Source organism: Streptomyces sp. NPDC054796, assembly GCF_053611545.1.
Genome location: NZ_JBSHAO010000040.1, coordinates 20,267 through 45,402 on the forward strand (window position 1 = coordinate 20,267; position 25,136 = coordinate 45,402).

Consider the following 25,136-nt stretch of genomic DNA (forward strand, 5'->3'; position numbering starts at 1 on the left):
GCACCGGCCACCGGCACCGGATCCGGCATCCGCTCCGGCATCAGCAGCTCCTCACGAATCGGTGGGCGAGTTCGGGAGTGGCGGCCCAGTGGACGTGCGGGGAGGAGGCGTGCACGCTGCCCTGCGCGAAGCCTTTGGTGCGGTGTCGGGTGGGCGCTGTGCCGGTTGCGGTTGCGGTGGCGGCCTGGCGGTGGCCGGGTGTCGGTTGCTCCGGCATCAGCAGCTCCTCACGAATCGGTGGGCGAGTTCGGGAGTGGCGGCCCAGTGGACGTGGAGGTAGGAGGCGTGCACGCCGCTCTGCGCGAAGCCCTCGGCGCGGTGCGTCGGAGTCGTCAGGCCCCAGGCGGGGGCCGTGCCGGTGCCGGGCTCCAGTGCGGTGCGGTGGAACTCGTGCCCGGCGACGCGGAGTCCGGCCGGGGCGAGCGCGCTGTCGGTCACGGCGACGGCCTGGCGGTAGCCGAGGGTCAGCCGCTCCGTCATCCGCGCGCTCGCGTCCAGCACCCCGCACATCGGCGCACCGTCCAGCTCCCGCGCCAGATACAGCAGCCCGGCGCACTCGGCCGCGACGGGCGCGCCCGAGGCGGCGAGCGAGGCGACCTCCTTGCGCAGCAGCTCGTTCGCCGACAGCTCCGGCGCGTACACCTCCGGGAACCCGCCGCCGATGACGAGGCCGCGGGTGCCCTCGGGCAGCGTCTCGTCGCGCAGCGGGTCGAAGGTGACGACCTCGGCGCCCGCCGCACGCAGCAGTTCGGCGTGTTCGGCGTACGAGAAGGTGAACGCGGCACCTCCCGCGACGGCCACCACGGGCCGGTCACCGGCACCGGTCGCGGCGGCCGGACCGTCGCCCGCTCCAAGCCCCGCCCCCGCCGGGTCCCACGGCGCGCAGTCCAGCGGCGGCGCGCTCCGTGCCAGCGCCAGCAGCGCGTCGAGATCGACCCCCTCGCGCACCCGTTCCGCGAGCGCGGCCACCGCCTCGACGGCCTCGTCGGCGCGCTCGGCGACCGGCACGAGCCCCAGGTGACGGCTCGGCGTCCGCACGGCACCGACGCGCCGCAGCACACCCAGCACCGGCACACCCGACGTGTCCAGCGCCTCGCGCAGCAGCTCCTCGTGGCGGTCGGAGGCGACCTTGTTCAGGATGACGCCCGCGACCCGCACCTCCGGATCCCACGAGGCGAAGCCGTGCACCAGCGCCGCCACCGAGCGGGACTGCGACGAGGCGTCCACGACCAGCACGACCGGGGCCCGCAGCAGCTTCGCCACCTGCGCCGTCGAGGCGAGTTCGCCCTCGCCGCCCGCACCGTCGTAGAGGCCCATCACGCCCTCGACCACCGCCAGCTCCGTGCCCGCCGCGCCGTGCGCGAACAGCGGCCCGATCAGCTCGGTACCGCTCAGGTACGCGTCGAGGTTGCGGCCAGGGCGGCCCGTCGCCAGCGCGTGGTAGCCGGGGTCGATGTAGTCGGGGCCCACCTTGTGCGGGGACACGGCGAGACCGCGCCCGGAGAACGCCGCCATCAGGCCCGTCGCCACCGTGGTCTTGCCGCTCCCGGAGGACGGCGCGGCGACGACGAGCCGGGGGATGGACACGGTCACGCCGCGCCCACCCCCGTGCGCGCGCCGCGCGAGCGCGACCCGGTGGCCATGTTCACCATTCGATGCCCCGCTGGCCCTTCTGCCCCGCGTCCATCGGGTGCTTGACCTTCGACATGTCCGTGACCAGATCGGCGGCGTCCACCAGCGCCTGCGGCGCGTTGCGGCCCGTGATGACCACGTGCTGGTTGCCTGGGCGCTCGCGCAGCGCCGCGACCACCTCGTCGGTGTCCACCCAGCCCCAGTGCATGGGGTACGCGAACTCGTCGAGCACGTACATGCGGTACGTCTCGGCCGCCAGGTCCCGCTTGACCTGCTCCCAGCCCTCGCGCGCCGCGTCCTCGCTGCTCATCTCGCCGTCGCGCTGGATCCACGACCAGCCCTCGCCCATCTTGTGCCAGGCGACGGTGCCGCCCTCGCCGCTCGCGCCCAGCACGCGCAGCGCCCGCTCCTCGCCGACCTTCCACTTCGCGGACTTCACGAACTGGAAGACCCCGATCGGCCAGCCCTGATTCCAGGCCCGCAGCGCCAGCCCGAAGGCCGCCGTCGACTTGCCCTTGCCGATGCCCGTGTGCACGGCGACCAGCGGCCTGTTGCGGCGCTGACGTGTCGTCAGCCCGTCGTCCGGTACGACGCTCGGCTGTCCCTTCGGCATTACGCGGCCCTCCGTGTGCCCGTGTTGGCGCCCCTGTTCGCTCCCGTGCCCTTGCCCGTGTGCGTGCCCCGCACCGCGCGGACGAGGTCGGTCACCGCGTCGGCGCGCAGCTCGTCCAGCGTGACGGCCGGGCCGCCCAGCTCCCGCGCCAGCGCGCCCGCGAGGCCAAGACGCACCGGACCCGACTCGCAGTCCACGACCACCGAGGCCGTGCCCTCCCCGGCCAGCAGCCGCGCCGCCCGGTGCGCGCGTGCCACCGGCTCCGGGCCGCCCGTCGCCCTGCCGTCCGTGACCGTGACCAGCAGCGGACGCCGCGACGGATCGCGCAGCCGCTCGACGCGCAGCACCTCGTGCGCCCGCAGCAGCCCCGCCGCGAGCGGGGTGCGCCCGCCCGTCGGCAGTGACTCAAGACGCGCTGCGGCCGTGTCCACCGACGAGGTGGGCGGCAGGGCCAGTTCGGCCTCGCTGCGACGGAACGAGATCAGCCCGACCTTGTCGCGCCGCTGATAGGCGTCCAGCAGCAGCGACAGCACCGCGCCCTTCACCGCGCTCATCCGCTGCCGCGCCGCCATCGAGCCCGAAGCGTCCACCACGAACAGCACGAGGTTGCCCTCGCGCCCCTCGCGCACCGCCTCGCGCAGATCGTCGCGGCGCACGACGAGACCGCGCCCGCTGCGCCCCCGCGCCCGCTGGTGCGGCGCCGCCGCGTGCATCGTCGCGGACAGGTGCAGCTTGCCGAGCGTGCCGCTGGGGCGGCGGGCTCCCGTGGTGCGGCCGTGCGGTGTACGGGCCCGCGAGCGGCGGCCCTGCGCGCCCTCGCCGAGTCCGGGCACCGAGAGGGTGCGCGCCTTGAACGGCTCGGTCGCCGCCGCCGGTGCCTTCTCCTTGGCGTGGCCGCCCTCGGTGTCCTGCGCCTCCTCGTCGCGGGGGTCCTCGTCGGGGCGCGCGTCCGAGCGGGACGGCTGCGGCTCGGGGCGCTCCTGGTCCGGCTGCTCCTGACCCGGTTCCGGCTCCTGGTCCCGCTGCTCGGGCACGTCGGCGCCCGAGGAGTCGCCGGGCGGGTCCTGGGGCGGCTCGCCCTCGGGGGGCTGCCCGCCGGGACCGCCGTCGGGCCCGTCCGGGTCCGGGTCGTCGTCCTCGCCGCTGTGCCGGCGCAGTGTCTCGTCGAGCTTGTCCTCGTCCAGGTCGGGCGAGTCGAACGGGTTGCGCCGCTTGCGGTGCGGCAGCGCCAGGAGCGCCGCCTGCCGCACGTCCTCGGCCATGACGTCCGTGCGTCCCGCCCACGCGGCCAGCGCCGTCGCGGTGCGCGACATGACGATGTCGGCGCGCATCCCGTCGACCTCGAACGCCGCGCACGTCGCCGCGATCTGGCGCAGTGCCGCGTCCCCGAGCCGCACCTTCGGCAGCAGCGCGCGTGCCGCGACGATCCGCTCGCGCAGCGCCCGCTCCTCGTCGGCCCAGCGCGCGGCGAACTCCTCGGGCGCGTCGTCGTAGGCGAGGCGCCGCCGTACGACCTCCACGCGCTCGTCGGTCTCCCGCGACGCCGTGACCTCCACCGTCAGCCCGAACCTGTCCAGGAGCTGCGGGCGCAGCTCGCCCTCCTCGGGGTTCATCGTGCCGACGAGAAGGAACCTGGAGGCGTGCCGCACGGACACGCCCTCCCGCTCGATGTGGTTGACGCCCATGGCGGCGGCGTCCAGGAGCGAGTCGATGAGGAAGTCCTGGAGGAGGTTGACCTCGTCGACGTAGAGGATGCCCCGGTGCGCCTTGGCGAGGAGCCCCGGCTCGAACGCCTTGACCCCTTCGGCCAGCGCCCGCTCGATGTCCAGCGATCCGACGAGCCGGTCCTCGGAGGCGCCGACGGGCAGCTCCACCAGCTCACCGGCGCGCACGGCGCCGGTGCCCGGCTCGTGCGGCCCGTCGGGGCACCGGGGGTCGGGCGCGGCCGGGTCGCAGGAGAAGCGGCAGCCGGGCACCACGTCGAGCCGGGGGAGCAGCGCGGCCAGCGCCCGCACCGCCGTCGACTTCGCGGTCCCCTTCTCGCCGCGCACGAGCACGCCGCCGATGGAGGGCGAGACGGCGTTGAGCAGCAGGCCGAGCCGTAGATCGTCCTGGCCGACGAGGGCGGTGAACGGGAAAGGGGCACTCATGCGGCTGTTCCTCCTTCGGGTGAACGGAAGGCGTGCGGGGCGCGCGGGGAGGGTTCGGGGGTTGCGGGGGCGCTCACTCGCCGTCCCCCTCCAGGTCGCCTTCCAGCTCCAGGTACGTCTCGCGCAGCCGCTCCAGCGTCCGCCGGTCCGGCTCCTCCCACAGGCCGCGCTCGGCGGCCTCCAGCAGCCGCTCGCTGATGCCGCGCAGCGCCCAGGGGTTGGACTTCTTCATGAAGTCGCGGTTGGTCTCGTCGAAGACGTACTCGGACGCGAGCTTCTCGTACATCCAGTCGTCCACGACGCCCGCCGTCGCGTCGTACCCGAAGAGGTAGTCGACGGTCGCGGCCATCTCGAAGGCGCCCTTGTAGCCGTGCCGCCTCATCGCCGCCATCCAGCGCGGGTTGACGACACGGGCGCGGAAGACGCGGTGCGTCTCCTCGCCCAGGGTGCGTGTCTTGACCTGGTCGGGGACGGCCGAGTCGCCGATGTACGCCTCGGGGGAGTCGCCCGTCAGATGGCGGACCATGGCGACCATGCCGCCGTGGTACTGGAAGTAGTCGTCGGCGTCGTGGATGTCGTGCTCCCTGGTGTCGACATTTTTCGCCGCCACCTGGATGCGCCGGAACGCCGCCTCCATGTCGCCCCGCGCCGCGCGCCCGTCCAGACCGCGCCCGTACGCGTAGCCGCCCCACACCGCGTAGACCTCGGCGAGGTCCGCGTCCGAGCGCCAGTTGCGCGCGTCGATCAGGGGCAGCAGGCCCGCGCCGTACGCGCCCGGCTTCGAGCCGAAGATGCGGGCCGTCGCGCGCCGCCGGTCGCCGTGCTCGGCGGTGTCCTCGTCGGCGTGCGCCCGTACGTAGTTGTCCTCGGGGCTCTCGTCCAGCTCGGCCACCGCGCGCACCGCGTCGTCCACGAGCCCCACCACGTGCGGGAACGCGTCACGGAAGAAGCCCGAGATGCGCACCGTCACGTCGATACGGGGCCGCCCCAGCTCCGCCAGCGGCATCACCTCGAAGCCCGTCACGCGCCGCGACGCGTCGTCCCACACCGGGCGGCAGCCCAGCAGGGCGAGGATCTCCGCGATGTCGTCGCCCTGCGTACGCATGCAGGCCGTGCCCCACACGGTGAGCCCGACGGACTTCGGGTAGCTGCCGTTGTCGTCCAGGTGCCGCTTCACCAGCGACTCGGCCAGCGCCGAGCCCACGTCCCAGGACAGCCGCGAGGGGATGGCCTTGGGGTCGACGGAGTAGAAGTTGCGACCCGTCGGCAGCACGTTGACCAGGCCGCGCGTCGGCGAGCCCGAGGGCCCGGCGGGGACGTAGCCGCCCTCCAGCGCGTGCAGCACGTTGCCGATCTCGTCGGTCGTACGCTCCAGCCGGGGCACCAGCTCCTCGGCCGCGAACTCCAGCACCCGCACCGCGTCCGCGAGTTCCACGCCCAGCACCGAGGCCACCACGGGCGCCGCTGCCTCGGTCTCCCAGCCGCGGGCCTCCATCGCCTCGGCCAGATCGCGCGCCAGCCGCTCCAGCAGATCGACGGCGTCCGAGGCCGTACGGGCCGGGCCCTCGGCCAGCGCCGTCAGCGCCTGGGGCACCGCGATCCGCGCGCCCGGCTCGGCCAGCAGCTCGGACTCCGTCAGCCCGAAGTGCTCGGCGAGCGCGGCCCGCAGGCCCGGCAGGGCCCCGCCGACGCCGCCCCACACCTGCGCGGAACGCAGCACGGCCAGCGCCAGGTTGACGCGGGGCTCGCCCTCGGGGCCTCCGCCCAGGATGTGCAGCCCGTCGCGGATCTGCACGTCCTTGATCTCGCACAGCCAGCCGTCGATGTGCATGACGAAGTCGTCGAACTCGTCCTCGCCCGGCTGCTCGTCCACGTGCAGGTCGTGGTGCAGTTCGGCGGCCCGCACCAGCGTCCAGATCTGGCTGCGCACGGCCGGCGCCTTGTCCGGGTCCAGGTCGGAGACGAGCGCGTACTCGTCGAGCAACTGCTCCAGCTTGGCCAGGTCGCCGTAGGAGTCGGCGCGGGCCATCGGCGGCACCAGGTGGTCCACGACGGTCGCGTGGCCGCGCCGCTTGGCCTGGGTGCCCTCGCCCGGGTCGTTGACGATGAAGGGGTAGATCAGCGGCAGGTCGCCCAGCACCGCGTCGGGCGCGCAGGAGGCGGACATGCCCAGGCCCTTGCCCGGCAGCCACTCCATGGTGCCGTGCTTGCCCATGTGCACCACGGCGTCGGCGCCGAAGGTGTGCTCCATCCACCGGTAGGCGGCCATGTAGTGGTGCGAGGGCGCCATGTCCGGGTCGTGGTAGATCGCGATCGGGTTCTCGCCGAAGCCGCGCGGCGGCTGGATCATGACCACGACGTTCCCGAACCGGAGCGAGGCGAGCACGATGTCCTCGCCGTCCACGTACAGCTCGCCGGGCGGCTCGCCCCACGCCTCGGTCATGCTGTCGCGCAGCTCCGGGTCCAGCGAGGCGAACCACTGCCGGTAGTCGGCGAGCGGGACACGCGCGGGCGCGGCGGCCAACTGCTCCTCGGTCAGCCACTCCACGTCGTGGCCGCCCGCCGCGATGAGGCGGTGGATCAGCTCGTCGCCGTTGTCGGGGTAGCCGGAGACGCCGTAACCGGCCTCGCGCAGCGCGTCGAGGACCTTCACGGCGGAGGCGGGAGTGTCAAGACCGACGGCGTTGCCGACGCGCGAGTGCTTCGTCGGGTACGCGGTGAAGACGAGGGCGATCCTCTTCTCGGCGTTCGGCTTGTGCCGCAGCGCGGCGTGCCGTGCGGCGATGCCCGCGACGCGCGCCGCACGCTCCGGGTCGGCGGTGTAGACCGGCACCCCGTCGGGCCCGTCCTCCTTGAAGGAGAAGGGGACGCTGATGATCCGTCCGTCGAACTCGGGGATCGCGACCTGCATGGCCGCGTCCATCGGCGAGAGCGCCGCGTCCGACTCGGACCACGCCTTGCGCGAGCCGGTCAGGCACATGCCCTGGATCAGCGGCACGTCCAGCTCGGCCAGCGCGCCGATGTCCCACGCCTCGTCGTCGCCCCCGGCGGACGCGTCGCTGGCCCGGGTGCCGCCGGAGGCGAGCACGGTGGCGACGATCGCGTCGGTCTGGCCGAGCAGGTCGTAGAGCCCCTGGTCGGCGCCGCGCAGCGAACCGCAGTAGACGGGCAGCGCGTTGACGCCGCGTGCCTCGATGGCGTCGCACAGCGTCTCGACGAATGCGGTGTTGCCGGACATCTCGTGCGCCCGGTAGAAGAGCACGCCCACCGTGGGACGCCCCGGCTCCGGCACGTACGAGCCGTGCACCCCGTACTGCGGCATGGCGGCGGGCGGTTCAAACCCCTCGCCGCTCATCAGCACCGTGTCGGAGAGGAACCGCGCGAGCTGCGTCAGGTTCTCCGGGCCGCCTTCGACCAGGTACTTCAGCGCCTCCGCGACCAGTCCGGCCGGGACGCTGGACTCGGCCATCAGCTCCGCGTCCGGCACGGACTCGCCGCCCAGCAGCACGGTCGGCACCCCGGACGCCTTCAGCGCCGCGAGCCCGTCCTCCCAGGCCCGCTTCCCGCCGAGCAGCCGTACGACCGCGACGTCGGCGCCCTCCAGGAGCCCCGGCAGGTCCTCGGCGGCGTCCACCCGGGTGGGGTTGGCGATCCGGTATCCGGCGGCCGAGGCGCGGGCGGCGAGCAGGTCCGTGTCGGAGGTGGACAGCAGCAGGACGGTGCCCGGGGCGTCCTCCGCGCCCCGCGCGTCCTCGGTGCTCCTGGTGTCCACAGCGCCCTCGGTGTCCTCGGTTTCCTCGGTGCCCTTGGCGTCCTTGGCGTCCGCAGTGCTCATGCGCGTACTCCCGCGTCTCCAGCGTCGGGCGCTCCCGGGGCGATGAACGGCAGGCCCTTGGGCGGGCCCGACTCGATCAGCCGCAGCAGCGCGTCCGTATCGGCGTGTTCCTCGATCAGATCGCCGAGGCGATCCAACTGCTCCTCGCGCAGCGCGGCGAAGCTTGTGTCCGGTGCGGGGACGAAGCCGTCGCGGCCCGCCTCCTCCGCGACCCGGCGCAGCAGCGCACGCCGGAAACCGTCGCTCTCCAGCGATCCGTGCCAGTGCGTCCCCCCGACGGCGCCCACCCGGCACCCGTCCAGGCTGTTGCCCAGGGGGTCCGAGAAGAATGCGTCCCCGCCCAGCACCTCGGCCACACCGTGATGGATCTCGTATCCCTCGACGTGCTCGCCCAGCGCCGTGCCGCTCGGCCGCGCGAGGGTCTTCTCCGCAGCGAACCGCACCCGCAGGGGCAGCAGCCCCAGCCCCTCGACGGTCCCGGCCCGCGACTCGACCTCGTCCTCGATGCGCTCGCCCAGCAACTGGTAGCCGCCGCAGATGCCCAGCACGGGGCGCCCCTCGGCGGCGCGCCGCACCAGCGCTTCCGCCAGGCCGCGCTCCCGCAGCCACTCCAGCGCGCGCACGGTGCCGCGGGTGCCGGGCACGACGACGAGATCGGCGTCGGCCAGCTCCTCCGGTCTGTCGGTGAAGCGGACGACGACGCCGGGCTCGGCGGCCAGCGCGTCCACGTCGGTGAAGTTCGACATCAGCGGCACGGGCAGCACCGCGACCCGCAGCACGTCGGTGCCGTGCGGGGGCGCGACGGTGGACTCGCGCACGGTGCCGCGCAGCGACACGCGCAGCCCGTCCTCCTCGTCGATGCCCAGACCGTGCCGGAAGGGCAGCACCCCGAAGGACCGCCGCCCCGTGATGCGGCGCAGCATGTCGAGACCGGGCTCCAGCAGGGACACGTCGCCGCGGAACTTGTTGACGAGGTAGCCCGCGAGGAGTTCCTGGTCCTCGGGGGCCAGCAGCGCCGTCGTGCCGAAGAAGGACGCGAAGACGCCGCCCCGGTCGATGTCGCCGACGACCACGACGGGCAGCCGTCCGGCGCGGGCGAGGCCCATGTTGACGATGTCGCTGCGCCGCAGGTTGATCTCGGCGGGGCTGCCCGCGCCCTCGCAGATGACGGCGTCGTGGGTGCGGCGCAGCTCGTCGAGGCAGTCGGTGACCGTGGCCAGCAGCTTCTCCTGGCGGCCCTCGTGGTAGCCGCGTGCGCTGAGTTCGCCCACGGGCCTGCCCAGCAGCACGACCTGGCTGGTGCGGTCGCCGCCCGGCTTCAGCAGTACGGGGTTCATCAGCGCGCTGGGCTCCACCCTGGCCGCCGCGGCCTGCATGGCCTGGGCGCGGCCGATCTCGGCGCCCTCGCGGGTGACGAAGGAGTTCAGCGACATGTTCTGGGCCTTGAACGGGGCGACCTTCACGCCCTTGCGGGCCAGCCAGCGGCAGATGCCCGCGGTGACGACGCTCTTGCCCGCGTCGGAGGTCGTGCCCGCGACGAGGAGGCCGCCGCCCCTGGTGGTCGGGCGCGGTCCGGCGTTGCCGCCGTTGCCGTTTCTGCCGTTGCCGTTGCCGCTGTCGGCCGTGCCGCTCATGAGGTCCCCTTCCGTGGCCCGCGCACGCGGGAGTACCGGGAATGCGCAGCCCCGGCGGCGAGCCGCCCCGCCGCGGTCACCGCGAGCGCGAGCACGCCGACGCGACGCGACAGCCGCGCCGCGCGCGCGATGTCACCGGTCTCCACGGCGCGTCCGGGCGAGTTGAGTACGGGCCTGTGCTCGGTCCGCCCGCCGTAGGAGAGCGTTCCGCCCAGCCGCACGCCCAGCGCACCGGCGAACGCGGCCTCCACGGGGCCCGCGTTGGGGCTCGGGTGGCGGTGCGCGTCCGTACGCCAGGCGCGCAGCGCGCCGCGCGGGTCCGGGCCCGCGAGCGCTGCGAGGACGGCGGTGAGCCGGGCACCGGGCCAGCCCGCGACATCGTCGAGCCGGGCCGAAGCCCAGCCGAAGCGCAGATGGCGGGGGGAGCGGTGGCCGACCATCGCGTCGAGCGTGTTGACGGCGCGGAAGCCCGCCATCCCGGGCACTCCGGCCAGCGCGCCCCACACGAGGGCGCCGACGACCGCGTCCGAGGTGTTCTCGGCGACGGACTCGACCACGGCGCGCGCGATCCCGTCGGCGTCCAGCGCCTGGGGGTCGCGTCCGCACAGATGGGGCAGCCGCCGCCGCGCCGCCGCCAGATCGCCCGCCTCCAGTGCGGCGCCGACGGCGCGTGCCTCGCGGACCAGCCCGGCGCCGCCGAGCACGGTCCAGGTGACGCCCGCGGTGAGGGCGACGCTCGCGGGGCCGTGGGCCACGGTGTCAGCGCTGTTCGTACGGCGGTCCGCCGCACGCGCGGCGCGCGTCAGCGCCGTCGCAGCGGCGACGGCGCCCGCGACGCACAGGGCCGTGTAGGCGGCGCCGCTGTCGCGCCGGTCGCGCCACAGGCGGCGCTCGGCCGCACCGGCGGCGCGCCCGAAGGCGGCCACGGGGTGGCCGCGCCGGGGGTCACCGAGCAGCAGGTCGCCGAGGAATCCGAGGGCTGCGCCACAGGCGTGGGCGCGTGGGGCCCGCATCCGTCAGCGCGCCGTCATGCCTCGTAGGGCCGGTGCCGTGGTGGGCACCGGGCGTGCCGTGCCCACGTCAGGGCGTGCGGCCAGGAGTTGGTTGGCGGTGAAGCCGGGCATGGCGGTGTCCTCACTCAGGGTCCTCGCCCTGGCTCGACGTGACCGGCGGTGAGAGTCTCCTGGCTCCCGGATCGGCGCTCAGGGGGTGTCGTACGGACCCCCTCCCCGGCCTTCCAGCCCGCATGTGCGCGTGGGCCGTGACCTTCTGGTTGGGGAGCGCTCCCCGGTGACAGTGGCGGGACCGCGCCGGATTCGCACCGGCTTCCTCTCCTGCCGCCGTTGGGCAACGGGAAGTCCACCACGGTTCACGAGAGGGCGTCAACTCGCCCTGACCTGCGACGGGAGAGTGTGAGGAGACACACGGGCGCACATGGACGAGGGGTACGAGCAACCGCTCGTACCCCTCGTCAGGATGCCGTCGTGTGCGGACGGACGGACGCTGTCGTCCGCTGTCGTCGCTAGGCGGCGATGAGGTAGATGCCGAACGCCACGGCCGCCGCGCACAGCGCGAAGCAGGCGTAGGCACCGGTGCGGGCGAGCGCCGGGGCGCCGGTGCCGTCCGCCTTGCGGGCCGAGGAGCCGACGATGCCGAGCGTGAACACGCCCACCAGGCCGACCGTCGCCACGAGGCTGACGCCGAAGACCTGGCCGAGAGCGGCCCAGTCGATGTTCATAGCGGTCTTCCTTCTGACTTCCTGGACGGGGTGGGGTGCCGGGGCCTCTAGGAGGGGACGCCGGACCGGGGACGTGCGGTGCCCGCGCGCGGGCGAGGCTCCGGAAGCGTGGGCTCCGCTCCTGCGAACGGCACATGCTCGGGCCGGGGCTCGGAGGCGGTCTCGTCGGTCTCGTCGGACGAGGTCCCGTCGGCCGTGTCCGCGCCCAGGGCCGCTGCCGCCGCCTCGGAGGTGACGGGCGTGCCGGGGGCCGGAGGCGGTGCGACGGAGCGCATGGCCGCGGTGACGACACCGGCGGGCTCGTCCGCGCCGCCGAGAACGCCGGGAACACCGGAGCCGTCGGCCGGTGCGGGGGTCGCGCCGTCGTGGACGTCGTTCACGTTGGTGTGGTCCACCGGCTGGCGCCGCGAGAGCGCCCAGATGGTGAGGCAGATCGCCAGCGCGAGGACCGCGACCGTGGCCACGCCCCAGTCGCCCTGGTCGGCCAGCAGGGCCGAACCCGCGGCGACGAGACCGGCCGCGGGGAGGGTCAGTGCCCAGCCCGTGACCATCCGGCCCGCCGTCGACCAGCGCACGACGCCGCCCTTGCGGCCGAGCCCGGAGCCCATGACGGCGCCGGAGCAGACGTGGGTGGTCGAGAGGGAGAAGCCGATGTGCGAGGAGGCCAGGATGGTGGCCGCCGCGCTGGTCTGGGCCGCGAAGCCCTGCGGGGGCTGGATGTCGGTGATGCCCTTGCCCATGGTGCGGATGATCCGCCAGCCGCCGAGGTACGTACCGGCCGCTATGGCGATGCCGGCGGCGGCGATGACCCACACCGGCGGGTCGGCGCTCGGCGCGAGGGCGCCGCCGGTGATCAGCGCGAGCGTGATCACACCCATGGTCTTCTGCGCGTCGTTGGTGCCGTGCGCGAGGGAGACGAGCGCGGCCGAGGTGATCTGGCCCGCGCGGTAGCCCTTGGCGGTCTGGCCCTCGTCGGCGTGCCGGGCGAGCCGGTACGTCAGCCGCGTCGCGACGAGCGCTGCGATGCCCGCGACGAGCGGCGCCGCGAGTGCCGGGATGAGGACCTTCATCACGACGACGTCGGCGTTGACGGCCCCGAGGCCGACGGAGGCGACGGTGGCGCCGATGAGGCCGCCCATCAGGGCGTGGGAGGAGCTGGAGGGGAGGCCCGCCAGCCAGGTCAGCAGGTTCCAGATGATGGCGCCGACGAGACCCGCGAAGATCACTTCGGGCCGGATACCGGAGCCTTCGTCAATGATTCCCGACGAGATGGTCTTGGCCACCTCGACCGAGAGGAACGCGCCGACGAGGTTGAGGGCCGCCGACATCGCCACCGCGGTCTTGGGCTTGAGAGCCCCCGTGGAAATGGTGGTGGCCATGGCGTTGGCCGTGTCGTGGAAGCCGTTCGTAAAGTCGAACACCAAGGCCGTGACGATCACGATCCCGATGAGAAGCGTGATGTGTTCCATTCACCCAGGCCACAATCAGTTCGAAGGTTGATGACTCGGTGAACGTAAGAAGCACGGGTGAACGGAAGGTGAACTGCGGCAGGCGTCGGAGTGTCACTACCTGACGCCTGTTGTGAGCGGCGCTTCCGGGGCGCTTGCGCGCGCCCTCCCGTGTGTTCTGAGATCACCGCCGGGGCCCCGGTGGCCCCTTGGGGAAACTTAGGGGAAGGGGCGCTGGTCAGCCGCGCGCGTAGCGTCTGAGCTGGGCCATCGAACCGTTGAAGAGATTCTGGTCACCCGGCAGCTTGCCCTTGTTCGCGTACTGCCAGATGGTACGCGTACCCCATCCGGCCGGGAGCGGCCCCGCGCTCCTGCTCCAGTCCGCCAGCCACAGCGGATGCCGGGCCGCGAACGCGCGGCTGTTGCCCGTGCAGCTCTTCCACCAGCGGGTGGAGGTGTAGATGGCCGGATAGCGGCCCGTGCGCCGCCGTGTCTCCTCGCTGAACGCGCGGATCCACGCGCGCATCCGCGCCTTGCTCAGGCCGTGGCACCTGCTCCCGTACGCCGCCTCCAGGTCCACGGCGGGGGGCAGTGTCCAGCCGTCGCGCTTCCACGTGCCGCCGTTGGCCGTGAAATAGGCCGCCTGGCGCTTGCCCGAGGACTTGTCGGCGCGTGCGAAGTGGTACGTGCCGTGCAGGATGCCCGCCTTGCGCGCGCCGCGGAACTGCCGCGCGAAGTAGGGGTTCTTGTAGTGGGTGCCCTCGGTGGCCTTGACGTATACGAACCGCGCGCCGTTCGCCTTCGCGCGCACCCAGTTCACGGTGCCCTGGTGCGAGGAGACGTCGTGCCCCTTGGGCTTGGCCGAGGCTCCGGCGGGCCCCGGTGCGGCGAGCGCGCCGCCCGCGAGCGCGAGGGCGACGGCGGCCACGGCCAGCGACCGCGCCGTCCCGGTGGCGCGGGGGCCCTGCGGGAGCGGGTGGGGGAGGGAGAGGGGGAGGGGGAGCGGGGACCGTCGCGGAAGGCGGCGGGATGGGGCCATTTCTCTCCTCTGGTGCGGAAGCAAACCGAAGTGCACCGAAGCGGGTGCGGAAGGCGCCCGAGATTAGGGGATGTGGTGGAGAAGATAGGCGTTCTCCGGCCAAAGCCATGAAGTATCCCCATAACCCATACGTGTGATGAGGCGTTCAGCGGTCCGCGCTACAGTGCCCCGCCGGAGGTGCGGCATATGCAGAACGCCTGGCAGCAGCTGGTGGAAACGGCCCGTCGGACGGTTGAGGACGGTCTTGTCGTGGGCACGTCGGGCAATGTCTCGGTGCGTGTCGGCGACACGGTGCTGGTGACCCCGACCGGAGTCCCGTACGACCGTCTCGGTGCCGACGAGCTGTGCGCCGTCGACCTGGAGGGACGGGTCACGGCCGGGGACATGCGGCCCACGAGCGAGCTGCCGATGCACCTCGCCGTCTACCGGCACACGGACGCGCGGGCCGTCGTGCACACCCACGCCGTGCACGCCACCGCCGTCTCCACGCTCGTCGACGAGCTGCCCGCGATCCACTACATGACGGCGGCCCTCGGCGGCCCGGTGCGCGTCGCCCCGTACGCCACCTACGGCAGCGACGAACTGGCCGCGCACATGGTGGAGGCGCTGAAGGACCGCAGCGGCTGCCTGCTCCAGAACCACGGCACGGTCGTGTACGGCGACAGCCTGGAGCAGGCGTACGACCGCACCGCGCAGTTGGAGTGGATGTGCCGCGTCTGGCTCACGGCCTCCTCCCTGCCGGGGCGCGAGCCCAGCCTGATCCCCCGGGACGAGCTGGACCGCGTGGCGCGCAAGCTCAGCGGCTACGGGCAGCGGCGTGCCGAGGGCGCCGAGCCCACGGCCTGATGGGCCACGGCCTGACGGGCCCGGCCCGCGCGGCTCGCCCGGCCCGGGGGCCCGCCGGACCGGGCCCGGTCACCCGGCCGACGCGGCCCACTGGCCCCCGGCCGCCGTTCGCACGACACTGGGCGGAATGCGCCTGCGTACGTCAGCGGCCCTCGCCGCCACCTCCGCACTGGGTGCCGGTGCCGCCGCCATGGCGGCGGGCCGGTACGCGGCGGGGGCTGCCCTCCGACCGGCCCGGCCCAAGGCGGGCAGGGCCGCGCTGCCCGCGGGGTTCGAGCGCCCGGCGCTCACCGTGCACTCCAGCGGCCCCGACCACGTCGCGCTGACCCGCTCGCTGGCCGCCCGGCTGCCCGGCACCTACGGGCTCGCCGGGCGCGGCAGCCACGCTGTCGTCGGCCCCGTGCTGGAGGCGGAGTCCACGGACTCCGGCGCCGACACGGTGGTACGGCGCCTGGAGCGGATCCAGAGCGGCAGCCTGAACCCCGGCGACCGCGTCTGGCTCACCCCCCAGCTCCACACGGGCAACCCGCGCGACGCGCTCGGCCTGCACTGCGCCGACGTGGAGGTCCCCGGCGAACTCGGCATGCTGCCCGCCTGGTTCGTGCCCGGCGAGCGCGACACCTGGGTCATCGCCGTGCACGGCCTCGGCGCGACCCGCGAGCAGCCCCTGAACGTGGTACCGGCACTGGCACGGCTGCGCCTGCCGGTGCTCGTCCTCGCCTACCGGGGCGATCCGGGCGCGCCCAGCCCGTCCGACGGTTTCGGACACCTCGGCGACGCCGAATGGCGCGATCTCGACGCCGCGATCCGCTACGCCGTCCGCCACGGCGCCCGCCGCGTCATCCTCCACGGCTGGTCGACGGGCGCCTCCATGGCGCTGCACGCCGCTGCGAACTCCGCGCTGCGCGACCGCGTCAGCGGGCTGGTGCTGGACTCGCCCGTACTGGACTGGCAGGTCACCCTCCGCGCCCTCGCCTCGGCGCGCCGCACCCCGCGCCCCCTGCTGCCCCTGGCCGTACGGGCGGCCCAGGGCCGCACCGGGCTCACCACCGACCGGCTCTCCTCTGTCGCCGACCCGTCCCTGCTGAGGGTGCCCGCGCTGCTGGTGCACGGGCCCGACGACACCATCGCGCCCTGGTCCCGCTCCCAGGACTTCGCGGCGGCCCGCGACGACCTCGTCACCCTCCACACGGTCGGCCACGCCCCCCACGCGGCCATGTGGAACGCGTCCCCCCGCCCCTACGAAGAGGCCCTGCGCCGCTTCCTCGTCCCCCTCATGTAGACACCCCCATCTCCTCCCCACCTGCCACGACGCCGGACCGCCACGAGGGCGCGGGCACCCGGAGGCATGGCGGCCTCCCGCACCGGGGCACCGCACACCGGGCCCGGAAACGGGCGCCCCGCCTCCCGGAAACGGGCCCTGCCCGGGGCCCTCCGCGAGAGGCCGGGGACCCCGATTCCGGTCCCGTGTTTGGGTTTTGCCGTCACACCATGAAGACTGCTCCTTGTGACGTCGTCCCGTACTCCGCGTGACAACCGGCTCCGCCTCGTCCCCAGACGGCCGGTCGCCGCCGCCCGCCGCACCGTGACGGCCCGGCGACCACGGCCCGCGCCCCGGCCGCCCGAGGGCGTGCTGCCGCGCGACCAGTTGGCCCGCCAGGCGCGCGCGGCGCTCGCCGATGCCGTGGCCGTCGCGCGCTGGGTCGAACAGGACGGCTCGCTCCCGGAATCCACCCCGGACGCCGAGCGCGCCGGAAGCGAGCTGCGGATGCCCAGCCGGCACGTGCGCACCCACTGGGACCGCGCCAGGCTCGCCGGGCTCATCGAGCTGCACGGCGACGTCGCCCGCGCGGGCTGGCGGCTGCGCGCCTGGGACCGCGACGACGGCGCCGTGCTGCGCGGCTGGGTCGCCCTCTTCGACGCCTGGTCCCTCGCCTATCCCGCGCCCACACCCGCCGACCCCTCCCTGGTGGCGGAAGTCGTGGAGGCCGCGCCTCAGTTGTTGTCGGTCATGCACCTGACCGCCGGTCCGCTCACCTTCCCCTCGCTGCACGACCTGCTCGTCCAGCGCATCGCGGAACTCCGCGCCGAACGCGAGGCCCCTGGCACCGGCGCCGAGCTCGGCGCCGACCCGGGCGCCGCCGAGCTGCCCGCGCTGCCCGGCCTGCTCGACTGGGCGCTCGACGGCCTCGCCGCCGTCGGCGCGCTGACCCGCTGCCCCGACGAGGAGACCGGCGTACGGCAGGGCTCCGCCGTGCTCACCCCCCTGGGCAACTGGGCCGTGTGGACCAAGCTGGAGCAGATCTGCGTCGCCGCGCAGAGCCCGGCGGGCAACATCGAGCAGTCGGCCGAGGACATGCTCCGCGGCTGCGCCCGCCTCACCCCTGGCCCGGCCCGCGACGAGTACCGCGCCTGGCTGGCCGCCCGCCCCACAGGCCCCGCCGTCGCCGAGCTGCTGGAAGCGGCACGCGGCGACGACGCCCTGATCCGCGGCCTGGCCTTCGAGGCGCTGCGCGTCGTCGGCGCCCCGGCCGAGGGCGAGGTCCGCCTGGCCTCCGCCGAGCCCACCCTGCGCCCGTACGCCCTGCTCTGGCTCGCCGAGCTGGAGGGCGTCGACCCCGAGGACCTCGCGGGCGGCGCGGAGGGCGTCCTCACCAGGGAAGAGGCGACCTGGCTCTGGGTGGACACCGCGGCGGCCGTCACGGACCACGGCGAACAGCGGCTCCTCGTGGACCACTTGGAGACGGCCGTCCAGGGCACCGTCCCCAAGCTCCTCGAAGAGGTGCGCGCCACGGGGCACCCCCGCACGGTCCAGATCCTCGTGGCCCTCGCCGCGGCGCACCCCGACCCAGCGCTGGCCAAGGCCGTCCGCCGCGCCGCGTTCCAGGTCCACACGGGCGAGGGCTAGGGCGTGTTGCGGAAGTAGCGCCGTCCGCCGCGCCGCGTTCCAGGGCCACACGCCCCAGCCGCGCACCGGGTCAGGGGCGGCGCGGGATCAGGCGTCGGCCTGGCCCGGTATGTAGGTGCCGAAGCTCCACACGTTGCCCTCCAGATCACGCGCCATGTAGTCCCGCGCGCCGTAGTCCTGGTCCGTGGGCTCCGTCAGGATCTCCGCGCCCGCCTGCCGTGCCCGCGCGCAGTGCGCGTCCACGTCCTCGACGGCCACATAGACCCCCACGGGGCCCGCGCCCTTCATCGCCTGGACGAAGGCGCCCTCCCCGCCCTTGCTGCCCAGCATCACCGTGCCGCCGCCGTGCGTGAGTTCGGCGTGGAGCACGGCGCCGTCCTCCGCCTCGTACACCCCGGCGACGGTGAAGCCGAAGGCGTCCTTCAGCTGGGCGATGGCGGCCTGCGCGTCCTCGTACAGCAGCGTGGGGCAGATCGTCGGTCCGCCTGCCATGCCGATCACCTTCTTCCGCTCGTCAGAACCTGATCGCAGTCTCGCAGCGGCCACTGACAATCCCGCCCGTACCGCAGCTGAGCGGCGCGGGAGCCCCGGCCCGGCGTTCCGGCGTCCTGGTCCCGGTATCTCGATTATGGGCGGAATAACACGCGACGGCTCATTCGTTCCGTCAATGGCCGGGACCAGGACGGAACCGTGCCGGGCCGTGCCGGGCTCCGCCCCGGGAGGAGCGCGGGAAGGCGCGGGGGACCGCCTGCGGGAAATCCGGTTGCGGCCCGCCGTTAGACTGGTGGCATGTCTTGCCTCCTCGTGCATTAGCGGTCGTACGTCCACCGTCGCCCGACACCCAGTCCTCGGTCGTCCGTACGTCCGTCATCCCTGCCTTGGAGCCTTCGTGATCACCGCCACCGGTCTTGAGCTGCGCGCCGGAGCCCGCGTCCTCATCGAGTCCGCCACCTTCCGCATCGCGCGGGGCGACCGCATCGGCCTCATCGGCCGCAACGGCGCGGGCAAGACCACCCTCACCAAGTGCCTCGCGGGCGAGGCCGTCCCCGCCGCGGGCACCATCACGAGCAGCGGCGAGGTCGGCTATCTCCCGCAGGACCCGCGCACGGGCGATCTCGACGTCCTGGCACGTGACCGCGTCCTGTCGGCCCGCGGGCTCGATTCCGTCATCCGCAAGATGCGCGAGAACGAGAACCGCATCGCGTCGGGCCAGGGGGCCACCCGCGAGAAGGCGCTGAAGCGGTACGAGCGCCTGGAGACCGAGTTCCTGACCAAGGGCGGCTACGCGGCGGAGGCCGAGGCCGCCACCATCGCGGCCAGCCTCGGACTGCCCGACCGCGTGCTCGGCCAGCCCCTGCACACCCTCTCCGGCGGTCAGCGGCGCCGGGTCGAGCTGGCCCGCATCCTCTTCTCGGACGCGGACACCCTGCTCCTCGACGAGCCGACGAACCACCTGGACGCGGACTCCATCGTCTGGCTCAGGGACTTCCTCAAGACCTACCGGGGCGGCCTGATCGTGATCTCCCACGATGTGGCGCTCATCGAGACCGTCGTCAACAAGGTCTTCTATCTCGACGCCAACCGCGCGGCCATCGACACCTACAACATGGGCTGGAAGCAGTACCAGACCCAGCGCGCCGACGACGAGAAGCGCCGCAAGCGCGAGCGGGCCAACGCCGAGAAGAAGGCGGCGGCGCTCTCCTCGCAGGCCGCCAAGATGGGCGCCAAGGCGACGAAGGCCGTCGCGGCCAAGAACATGGCACGGCGCGCGGAGAAGCTGCTCTCGGGGCTGGAGGCGCAGCGCCAGGACGACAAGGTCGCCAAGCTGCGCTTTCCGGAGCCCGCGCCCTGCGGCAAGACGCCGCTCATGGCCGAGGACCTGTCGAAGTCGTACGGCTCGCTGGAGATCTTCACGGGTGTCGATCTCGCCATCGACAAGGGTTCGCGGGTCGTCATCCTGGGCCTCAACGGCGCGGGCAAGACCACCCTGCTGCGGCTGCTCGGCGGCATCGAGGAGCCGGACACCGGCAAGGTCGTCCCTGGTCACGGACTCAAGCTCGGGTACTACGCGCAGGAGCACGAGACCCTGGACCCGGACCGCACGGTGCTGGAGAACATGCGCTCGTCCGCGCCCGACATGGACCTTGTCGCGATCCGCAAGACGCTGGGCTCCTTCCTCTTCTCCGGTGACGACGTGGACAAGCCGGCCGGGGTGCTCTCGGGCGGCGAGAAGACGCGGCTGGCGCTGGCCACCCTCGTCGTCTCCTCGGCCAACGTGCTGCTCCTCGACGAGCCCACGAACAACCTCGACCCCGCCAGCCGCGAGGAGATCCTCGGCGCGCTGCACACCTACACCGGCGCTGTCGTGCTCGTCACGCACGACGAGGGCGCCGTGGAGGCGCTGGAGCCGGAGCGGATCATCCTCCTGCCCGACGGTGTCGAGGACCTGTGGGGCGACGAGTACGCGGATCTGGTCGCCCTCGCGTAGGCGTCCCCCGCCCGCTCGCACCCGCTCCTGACCGCCTCCACCTGCTTCCCGCAAGGGCCCGGCCGCCGTCGCGCGCCGGGCCCTTTCCCATGCCGCACCCGTGCGCGGACGCCCGTGTCAGAGCTTGATCAATCTCTTCTGGATCATTCGGCCGACGCGTGATCCTTCATCTGAGTGAGGGTGGCTCGTACCTCGGCGTGCCTCCGCGCCGGGCGTGCGCGACTGCGGGATGCGCCGCCCGCGGCGCGGGCGTGAGCCGGGTACGCCGCGCTGACCTGCCCCTTCTCGGAAGCACCGTCGCGCGAGGCCACTCACAGCTCAGCGGAATCAGTCGTTCCGGCCGAATCGGGTCACCCGTCCACGGGCGAGGCAGTTCGACGGACCTTGCCGAATGGGTGGCCAGAAGTGGGAGGAGGGGTGATCATGAGAGTCACAGAGCGCACTTCCCATGAGGAGGCACGGGTGGCCGAGACTCTGAAGAAGGGCAGCCGGGTGACCGGCGCCGCGCGCGAGAAGCTCGCGGCAGACCTCAAGAAGAAGTACGACTCCGGTGCGAGCATCCGGGCGCTGGCCGAAGAGACGGGTCGTTCGTACGGGTTCGTCCACCGGATGCTCAGCGAATCCGGCGTGACCCTCCGTGGTCGCGGCGGAGCGACCCGCGGAAAGAAGTCCGCCTCGTCCTGACGGGTGCTGCCCCATGTTCCGGCAGGGCTTCCACGTATCCGATCCCGGTGGTTACTCTTCAGTTAACTTAACTACGGAGTAACCACCGGAGGATGCGCGATGACCCTGCTCGACAAGGACGGCGTACGGCTGACCGTGGAAGGCGCCGTGGCCACGGTCACGCTCGCCAACCCGGACAAGCGCAACGCGCAGTCGCCCGCCCTGTGGCGGGCACTGACCGAGGCGGGCCGTGTTCTGCCCGGTGACGTACGCGTCGTCGTCCTGCGCGGTGAGGGCAAGTCCTTCTCCGCGGGGCTGGACAGGCAGGCGTTCACGCCCGAGGGCTTCGACGGCGAGCCGTCGTTCCTGGACATGGCGCGCGGGCCCGAGGCCGAGCTGGACGCGATCATCGCCGAGTACCAGGAGGCGTTCACCTGGTGGCGGCGTTCCGACGTGATCACCATCGCCGCCGTGCAGGGGCACGCCATCGGCGCGGGCTTCCAGCTCGCGCTCGCCTGTGACCTGCGGGTGTGCGCTGAGGATGTCCAGTTCGCCATGAAGGAGACCAGCCTCGGCCTGGTCCCCGATCTGACGGGCACCCACCCCTTGGTCGGCCTTGTCGGATACGCGCGTGCGCTGGAGATCTGCGCCACGGGCCGCTTCGTGCGCGCGGACGAGGCCGAGCGTACGGGCCTGGCCAACCTCGTCGTCCCCGGCGAGCAGCTCGACGGCGCCGTCTCCGATCTGACCGCCGCCCTCCTCGCCGCGCCGCGTGACGCGGTCATCGAGACCAAGGCCCTGCTGACGGGGGCCGTCTCCCGTACGTACGAGGAGCAGCGGGCCGCCGAGCGCGCCGCTCAGGGCCGTCGCCTCCGCGACCTCGCGGGGCTCTCGGACTGACGTCGCGTCGCGTACGCGGTGGGTCGTACGTGGCGGCGGGTGGGCCCGTGCCCGCCCGCCACCACGCTCAGTCCTCGTCCTCCGGGAAGCCGTCGACGGCGGTGACCAGGATCGCGACGGTCACCTCCGGCACCGCGGCCGCGGTCGCCGCCGCGCGGGCCGCGCGGGCGACGTCCAGCGCCCGGTGGCCCGCCGCGACGGCCAGTTCCACCTGGACGTGGCGCCCCTCCCGCCCGGTGATCTGGACGGCGTGAGCGGGGCCGTCCCCCGAGCCGTCACCCGAACGGGGGAAGGGGCGGCCGAGGACCGGGGCGAGCCGTGCGACTCCGGGTACGGCGACGACGGCGTCGGCCACCGCCCGTACCGTCCCCTCCGTTCCCCCGCCCGGCGCTGCTTCCGTTCTCGCTTCCGCTTCCCCTTCCGCTTCCGTCGCGGTGCCGGATCGGGTCCCGGCGTTCCCGTCCGCCGTACGCCGTGCGCTCCCGTCCCACGGATCCAGCAGGTCCGTCACCCGGATGTCCACCGCGGCCAGGCGCAGCCCCAACTTCCCCTCCGCGACGGCGAACAGCGCCGCGCGCAGCCGCTCCGTCACCACCGGAAGCGGCTCGCCGACGGGAACGGCGCACTCCGACTCGACGCGGAGGGGGCCGGGCGGCAGCGCCGACGGCGGCGCGGGGACGGCCGGGGGAGCGGGGTCACCGGGGTCCGCCAGGGAGAGCCGGAGCGCATCGATCCGTACCCCTGACAGCGCCTGCGTGTGCGTGTGCGCGTGCGCGGGCGTCGTGACGGAGCGGAGCGCTGCCCGTGCCGCCCGCTCCGTCAGCCATGCGCCGTCGTCCGCCCCGCCGAGTGGCAGCAGCCGCCCGATGCCGAGTTGATGCCGTACGGCCTGCGCCAGCCGGTCAGTGTCCACGGCGCTCACCCCTTCCCTCTCTTCTTCGGCTTCCGGCTCCGGCTTCCAGTTCCCGCGTGGGCGCCGGGGAAGCGCGGGTCACCCGTTCGGTATCCGTGCACGAGGCGCGATCGCCTGGACACGCTTAGTGTGAATCGCGGAGCGGCAGGCCGCTCTGTTTCCCGGATTCCTCGGAAGGGTGTGAAGGCGATGTCCGACACCGCGTCCCGCGAGCGTGCGAACGCCGACGCGTCGCAGGAGCCGGGACCAGGGCCCGGACCGGGTTCGGGGCCCGGTCCGGGGGCCCGCCGTTCCCACGGGGACGGCGCCGGACGGACGGAGCGGGGCCGTACGACCATCGCGGACGGCGTCGTCGAGAAGATCGCCGGGCTCGCGGCCCGCGATGTCACCGGAGTGCACGCGATGGGCGGTGGTCTGGCCCGCACGTTCGGCGCGGTACGGGACCGGGTACCCGGCGGCAGATCGGTGACGCGCGGGGTGAAGGCCGAGGTCGGTGAGGTCCAGACGGCGCTCGACCTGGAGATCGTCGTCGAGTACGGGGTATCCGTCCAGGAGCTGGCCCGCACCGTCCGCGGCAACGTGATCAGCGCGGTCGAGCGGATGACGGGGCTGGAGGTCGTGGAGGTCAACATCGCGGTCAGCGACGTCAAGCTCCCCGACGACGATGAGGATGAGGACGAAGGCGACAGCGACGAGCCGAAGAAGCCGCGACTGCGGTAGCTCTCGCGGTGCCCGTGCGGTGGCGCACGGCAGGGGCACCGCGAGGGCACGGCCCGGGCGCCGCACGGGCACTGAGCGAAGGAGCGCACGATGAGCATGGCCGTGGTCGGCATGATTGCCGGTATGGCGCTGGGCTTCGCCGGATTCTTCGGCGGATTCGGGGCCTTTCTGCTGGTGGCGGCGCTGGGCGCCATCGGCTTCGTGGCGGGCAGGTTCCTCGACGGGGACCTGGAGCCAGGCGAGTTCTTCCGCAGGCGCGACGACGGCCGACGCGGGTGAGCCGGTGTCCGGAGCGCGAGCGGTGACGGGATCGGCGGGCGACTCGGACCCGGGCGACGGCAAGGGACCGGACCTGGGCAAGAGACCGGGCCCGGTGAAGGGACCGGAGCCAGAGCCGGGGTCGGGGCAGGAGGCGGGAGCGGCGTCCGGCGCGAGCACGAGGGCGGACGTGGTGGCCGAGGGCCATGACGCGGACGGCGGCGGCGACTCCGTCGCGGAACGGGGCGAGACGACGATCGCCGACCGCGTGGTCGCGAAGGTCGCCGGACGCGCCGCGCACGAGGCCCTGCGCACGGGGCCCGACGCGCGCAAGCTGCCGCGCGGGAAGCGCTCGGCGCCGCGCGCGACGGTCGACGTCCGCGAGTCGAGCGCACGCGTGAAGGTGTCGGTCGAGCTGGGCTACCCCTCCGACATCGGTGCCCAGTGCAGCGCTGTGCGTCGACAAGTCGCTTCGCGGGTACGGGAACTGGTCGGGATGGAGGTGCCGGACGTGGCCGTGGAGGTCGAGCGGCTCCACTCCCCGCATCTCGACGGCGAGACCCTCGGGAGGGTCCGGTGAGTGACGAGAGCACACAGCGGATGCCGACACTGGAGAAAGGCCCCGGACACGCCGCGCACGCGCGCGACGGCGGACGCGGCGGATACGGCGGGGAGGCCGGGGACGGCGGCGATCTGGAGCAGTCGGCATCGGCCGCCGCGTACGAACCCGGCGAGGGAACCAAGGGCATCGGCGGCAGCGCTGCCCGCTTCTGGTCGGCGCGCCGCGTCCCCGCGGCGATCGTCGCGCTGCTGCTGCTCGCGGGGACGGGGGTGCTGCTGTACGACGTCGCCTCCGTACGGGCCGGGCGGCCCGGCATGGCCTGGCGCCGCACCCTCGCGGACGAGCTGGCGAGCAGGCGGCTGGACGACACCGCGCTGATCGTGGGCGCGGCGGTGGCCGCGGTGCTGGGGCTTTGGCTGCTGCTGCTCGCGCTCACCCCCGGGCGGCGAAAGCTGCTGCCGATGCGCCGGGACGTCCCCCACGTACGCGCCGGCCTGGAGCGCAAGGCGGCGGCACTGGTACTGCGGGACCGCGCGATGGAGGTGTCGGGCGTCCAGTCCGTGCAGGTCAAGGTGAAGCGGCGCAAGGTGAAGGCGCGGGCGCAGTCGCACTTCAGGGACCTGGACGAGGTGCGCACCGACCTCGATGACGCGCTCGACGACGGCATCCGCCAGCTCGGCCTCGCCCGCAGGCTGGGCCTGTCCGTGCGCGTACGACGGCCGGGGAAGAAGCGGTGAGCGGCGCGGGCCGGGCGCCGGAGGCGCGGGCGGACGTTCGGGTGCCGAAGCC

The 25,136-nt window shown here is 73.7% G+C and carries 22 protein-coding genes and 1 riboswitch; of the genes, 10 read left to right on the forward strand and 12 right to left on the reverse strand.

What is annotated here, in order from left to right:
• Positions 1-40 precede the first annotated feature (40 nt).
• The 10 genes from ACWGJ2_RS28030 to ACWGJ2_RS28075 all read right to left on the reverse strand — a co-directional run bounded on the left by ACWGJ2_RS28030 (position 41) and on the right by ACWGJ2_RS28075 (position 14,089).
• Positions 41-217 (reverse strand): hypothetical protein, encoded by a 177-nt coding sequence (locus ACWGJ2_RS28030; protein ID WP_453349039.1) that lies wholly within the window; start codon positions 215-217, stop codon positions 41-43.
• A complete protein-coding gene (locus ACWGJ2_RS28035) occupies positions 217-1,587 on the reverse strand; it encodes a cobyrinate a,c-diamide synthase (protein WP_453349095.1) in 1,371 nt (456 codons plus the stop codon). The genes ACWGJ2_RS28030 and ACWGJ2_RS28035 overlap by 1 nt, the downstream gene beginning before the upstream one ends.
• Before the next feature lie 58 nt (positions 1,588-1,645).
• A complete protein-coding gene (gene cobO / locus ACWGJ2_RS28040; RefSeq protein WP_453349040.1) occupies positions 1,646-2,245 on the reverse strand; it encodes a cob(I)yrinic acid a,c-diamide adenosyltransferase in 600 nt (199 codons plus the stop codon).
• Positions 2,245-4,395 carry a putative cobaltochelatase gene (locus tag ACWGJ2_RS28045; protein WP_453349041.1) on the reverse strand — a complete coding sequence of 717 codons (2,151 nt, stop codon included), beginning with the start codon at positions 4,393-4,395 and terminating at the stop codon, positions 2,245-2,247. The genes cobO and ACWGJ2_RS28045 overlap by 1 nt, the downstream gene beginning before the upstream one ends.
• Positions 4,396-4,468: 73 nt before the next feature.
• Entirely contained in the window at positions 4,469-8,230 is a 3,762-nt protein-coding gene (gene cobN, locus ACWGJ2_RS28050) for a cobaltochelatase subunit CobN (RefSeq protein WP_453349042.1), read from the reverse strand.
• On the reverse strand, positions 8,227-9,864 hold the full coding sequence (locus ACWGJ2_RS28055) for a cobyric acid synthase (protein ID WP_453349043.1): 1,638 nt from the start codon (positions 9,862-9,864) through the stop codon (positions 8,227-8,229). The genes cobN and ACWGJ2_RS28055 overlap by 4 nt, the downstream gene beginning before the upstream one ends.
• Complete coding sequence (locus tag ACWGJ2_RS28060) at positions 9,861-10,877, reverse strand: cobalamin biosynthesis protein (protein WP_453349044.1); 1,017 nt, start codon at positions 10,875-10,877, stop codon at positions 9,861-9,863. The genes ACWGJ2_RS28055 and ACWGJ2_RS28060 overlap by 4 nt, the downstream gene beginning before the upstream one ends.
• A gap of 144 nt (positions 10,878-11,021) precedes the next feature.
• Positions 11,022-11,243, reverse strand: a riboswitch (cobalamin riboswitch).
• Between the two features lie 143 nt (positions 11,244-11,386).
• Positions 11,387-11,602 carry a hypothetical protein gene (locus tag ACWGJ2_RS28065; protein WP_453349045.1) on the reverse strand — a complete coding sequence of 72 codons (216 nt, stop codon included), beginning with the start codon at positions 11,600-11,602 and terminating at the stop codon, positions 11,387-11,389.
• Between the two features lie 47 nt (positions 11,603-11,649).
• Entirely contained in the window at positions 11,650-13,071 is a 1,422-nt protein-coding gene (locus tag ACWGJ2_RS28070; RefSeq protein ID WP_453349046.1) for an anion permease, read from the reverse strand.
• 217 nt (positions 13,072-13,288) lie between these two features.
• Positions 13,289-14,089, reverse strand: a complete 801-nt coding sequence (locus ACWGJ2_RS28075; protein ID WP_453349047.1) for a lysozyme — start codon at positions 14,087-14,089, stop codon at positions 13,289-13,291.
• Between the two features lie 186 nt (positions 14,090-14,275).
• Between ACWGJ2_RS28075 and ACWGJ2_RS28080 the strand changes: the two genes are divergently transcribed.
• From ACWGJ2_RS28080 to ACWGJ2_RS28090, 3 genes are all read left to right on the forward strand, one after another.
• On the forward strand, positions 14,276-14,935 hold the full coding sequence (locus tag ACWGJ2_RS28080) for a class II aldolase/adducin family protein (RefSeq protein WP_453349048.1): 660 nt from the start codon (positions 14,276-14,278) through the stop codon (positions 14,933-14,935).
• A 127-nt stretch (positions 14,936-15,062) separates the two neighbouring features.
• Positions 15,063-16,217, forward strand: coding sequence for an alpha/beta hydrolase (locus ACWGJ2_RS28085; RefSeq protein WP_453349049.1), 1,155 nt, complete (start codon positions 15,063-15,065; stop codon positions 16,215-16,217).
• A gap of 225 nt (positions 16,218-16,442) precedes the next feature.
• Positions 16,443-17,843: a hypothetical protein gene (locus ACWGJ2_RS28090; protein WP_453349050.1), complete on the forward strand. Its 1,401-nt coding sequence runs from the start codon at positions 16,443-16,445 to the stop codon at positions 17,841-17,843.
• A gap of 87 nt (positions 17,844-17,930) precedes the next feature.
• Here ACWGJ2_RS28090 and ACWGJ2_RS28095 read toward each other — a convergent pair whose 3' ends face one another.
• Entirely contained in the window at positions 17,931-18,344 is a 414-nt protein-coding gene (locus tag ACWGJ2_RS28095; protein ID WP_453349051.1) for a VOC family protein, read from the reverse strand.
• 388 nt (positions 18,345-18,732) lie between these two features.
• Between ACWGJ2_RS28095 and ACWGJ2_RS28100 the strand changes: the two genes are divergently transcribed.
• The 3 genes from ACWGJ2_RS28100 to ACWGJ2_RS28110 all read left to right on the forward strand — a co-directional run bounded on the left by ACWGJ2_RS28100 (position 18,733) and on the right by ACWGJ2_RS28110 (position 21,894).
• On the forward strand, positions 18,733-20,331 hold the full coding sequence (locus ACWGJ2_RS28100) for an ABC-F family ATP-binding cassette domain-containing protein (RefSeq protein WP_453349052.1): 1,599 nt from the start codon (positions 18,733-18,735) through the stop codon (positions 20,329-20,331).
• 462 nt (positions 20,332-20,793) lie between these two features.
• Entirely contained in the window at positions 20,794-21,015 is a 222-nt protein-coding gene (locus ACWGJ2_RS28105; protein ID WP_016907245.1) for a helix-turn-helix domain-containing protein, read from the forward strand.
• 99 nt (positions 21,016-21,114) lie between these two features.
• Complete coding sequence (locus ACWGJ2_RS28110; RefSeq protein WP_453349053.1) at positions 21,115-21,894, forward strand: enoyl-CoA hydratase/isomerase family protein; 780 nt, start codon at positions 21,115-21,117, stop codon at positions 21,892-21,894.
• A gap of 67 nt (positions 21,895-21,961) precedes the next feature.
• On the opposite strand, the gene ACWGJ2_RS28115 is transcribed toward ACWGJ2_RS28110, so the two are convergent.
• Positions 21,962-22,807: a hypothetical protein gene (locus ACWGJ2_RS28115; RefSeq protein ID WP_453349054.1), complete on the reverse strand. Its 846-nt coding sequence runs from the start codon at positions 22,805-22,807 to the stop codon at positions 21,962-21,964.
• A gap of 189 nt (positions 22,808-22,996) precedes the next feature.
• Here ACWGJ2_RS28115 and ACWGJ2_RS28120 point away from each other — a divergent pair, with 189 nt between their 5' ends.
• From ACWGJ2_RS28120 to ACWGJ2_RS28135, 4 genes are all read left to right on the forward strand, one after another.
• Positions 22,997-23,527: an Asp23/Gls24 family envelope stress response protein gene (locus ACWGJ2_RS28120; RefSeq protein ID WP_453349055.1), complete on the forward strand. Its 531-nt coding sequence runs from the start codon at positions 22,997-22,999 to the stop codon at positions 23,525-23,527.
• 90 nt (positions 23,528-23,617) lie between these two features.
• Positions 23,618-23,806 carry a hypothetical protein gene (locus ACWGJ2_RS28125; protein WP_453349056.1) on the forward strand — a complete coding sequence of 63 codons (189 nt, stop codon included), beginning with the start codon at positions 23,618-23,620 and terminating at the stop codon, positions 23,804-23,806.
• Positions 23,807-23,978: 172 nt separating this feature from the next.
• Positions 23,979-24,365, forward strand: a complete 387-nt coding sequence (locus ACWGJ2_RS28130) for an Asp23/Gls24 family envelope stress response protein (RefSeq protein WP_453349096.1) — start codon at positions 23,979-23,981, stop codon at positions 24,363-24,365.
• On the forward strand, positions 24,362-25,084 hold the full coding sequence (locus tag ACWGJ2_RS28135) for a DUF6286 domain-containing protein (protein WP_453349057.1): 723 nt from the start codon (positions 24,362-24,364) through the stop codon (positions 25,082-25,084). The genes ACWGJ2_RS28130 and ACWGJ2_RS28135 overlap by 4 nt, the downstream gene beginning before the upstream one ends.
• The last annotated feature ends 52 nt before the right edge of the window (positions 25,085-25,136 follow it).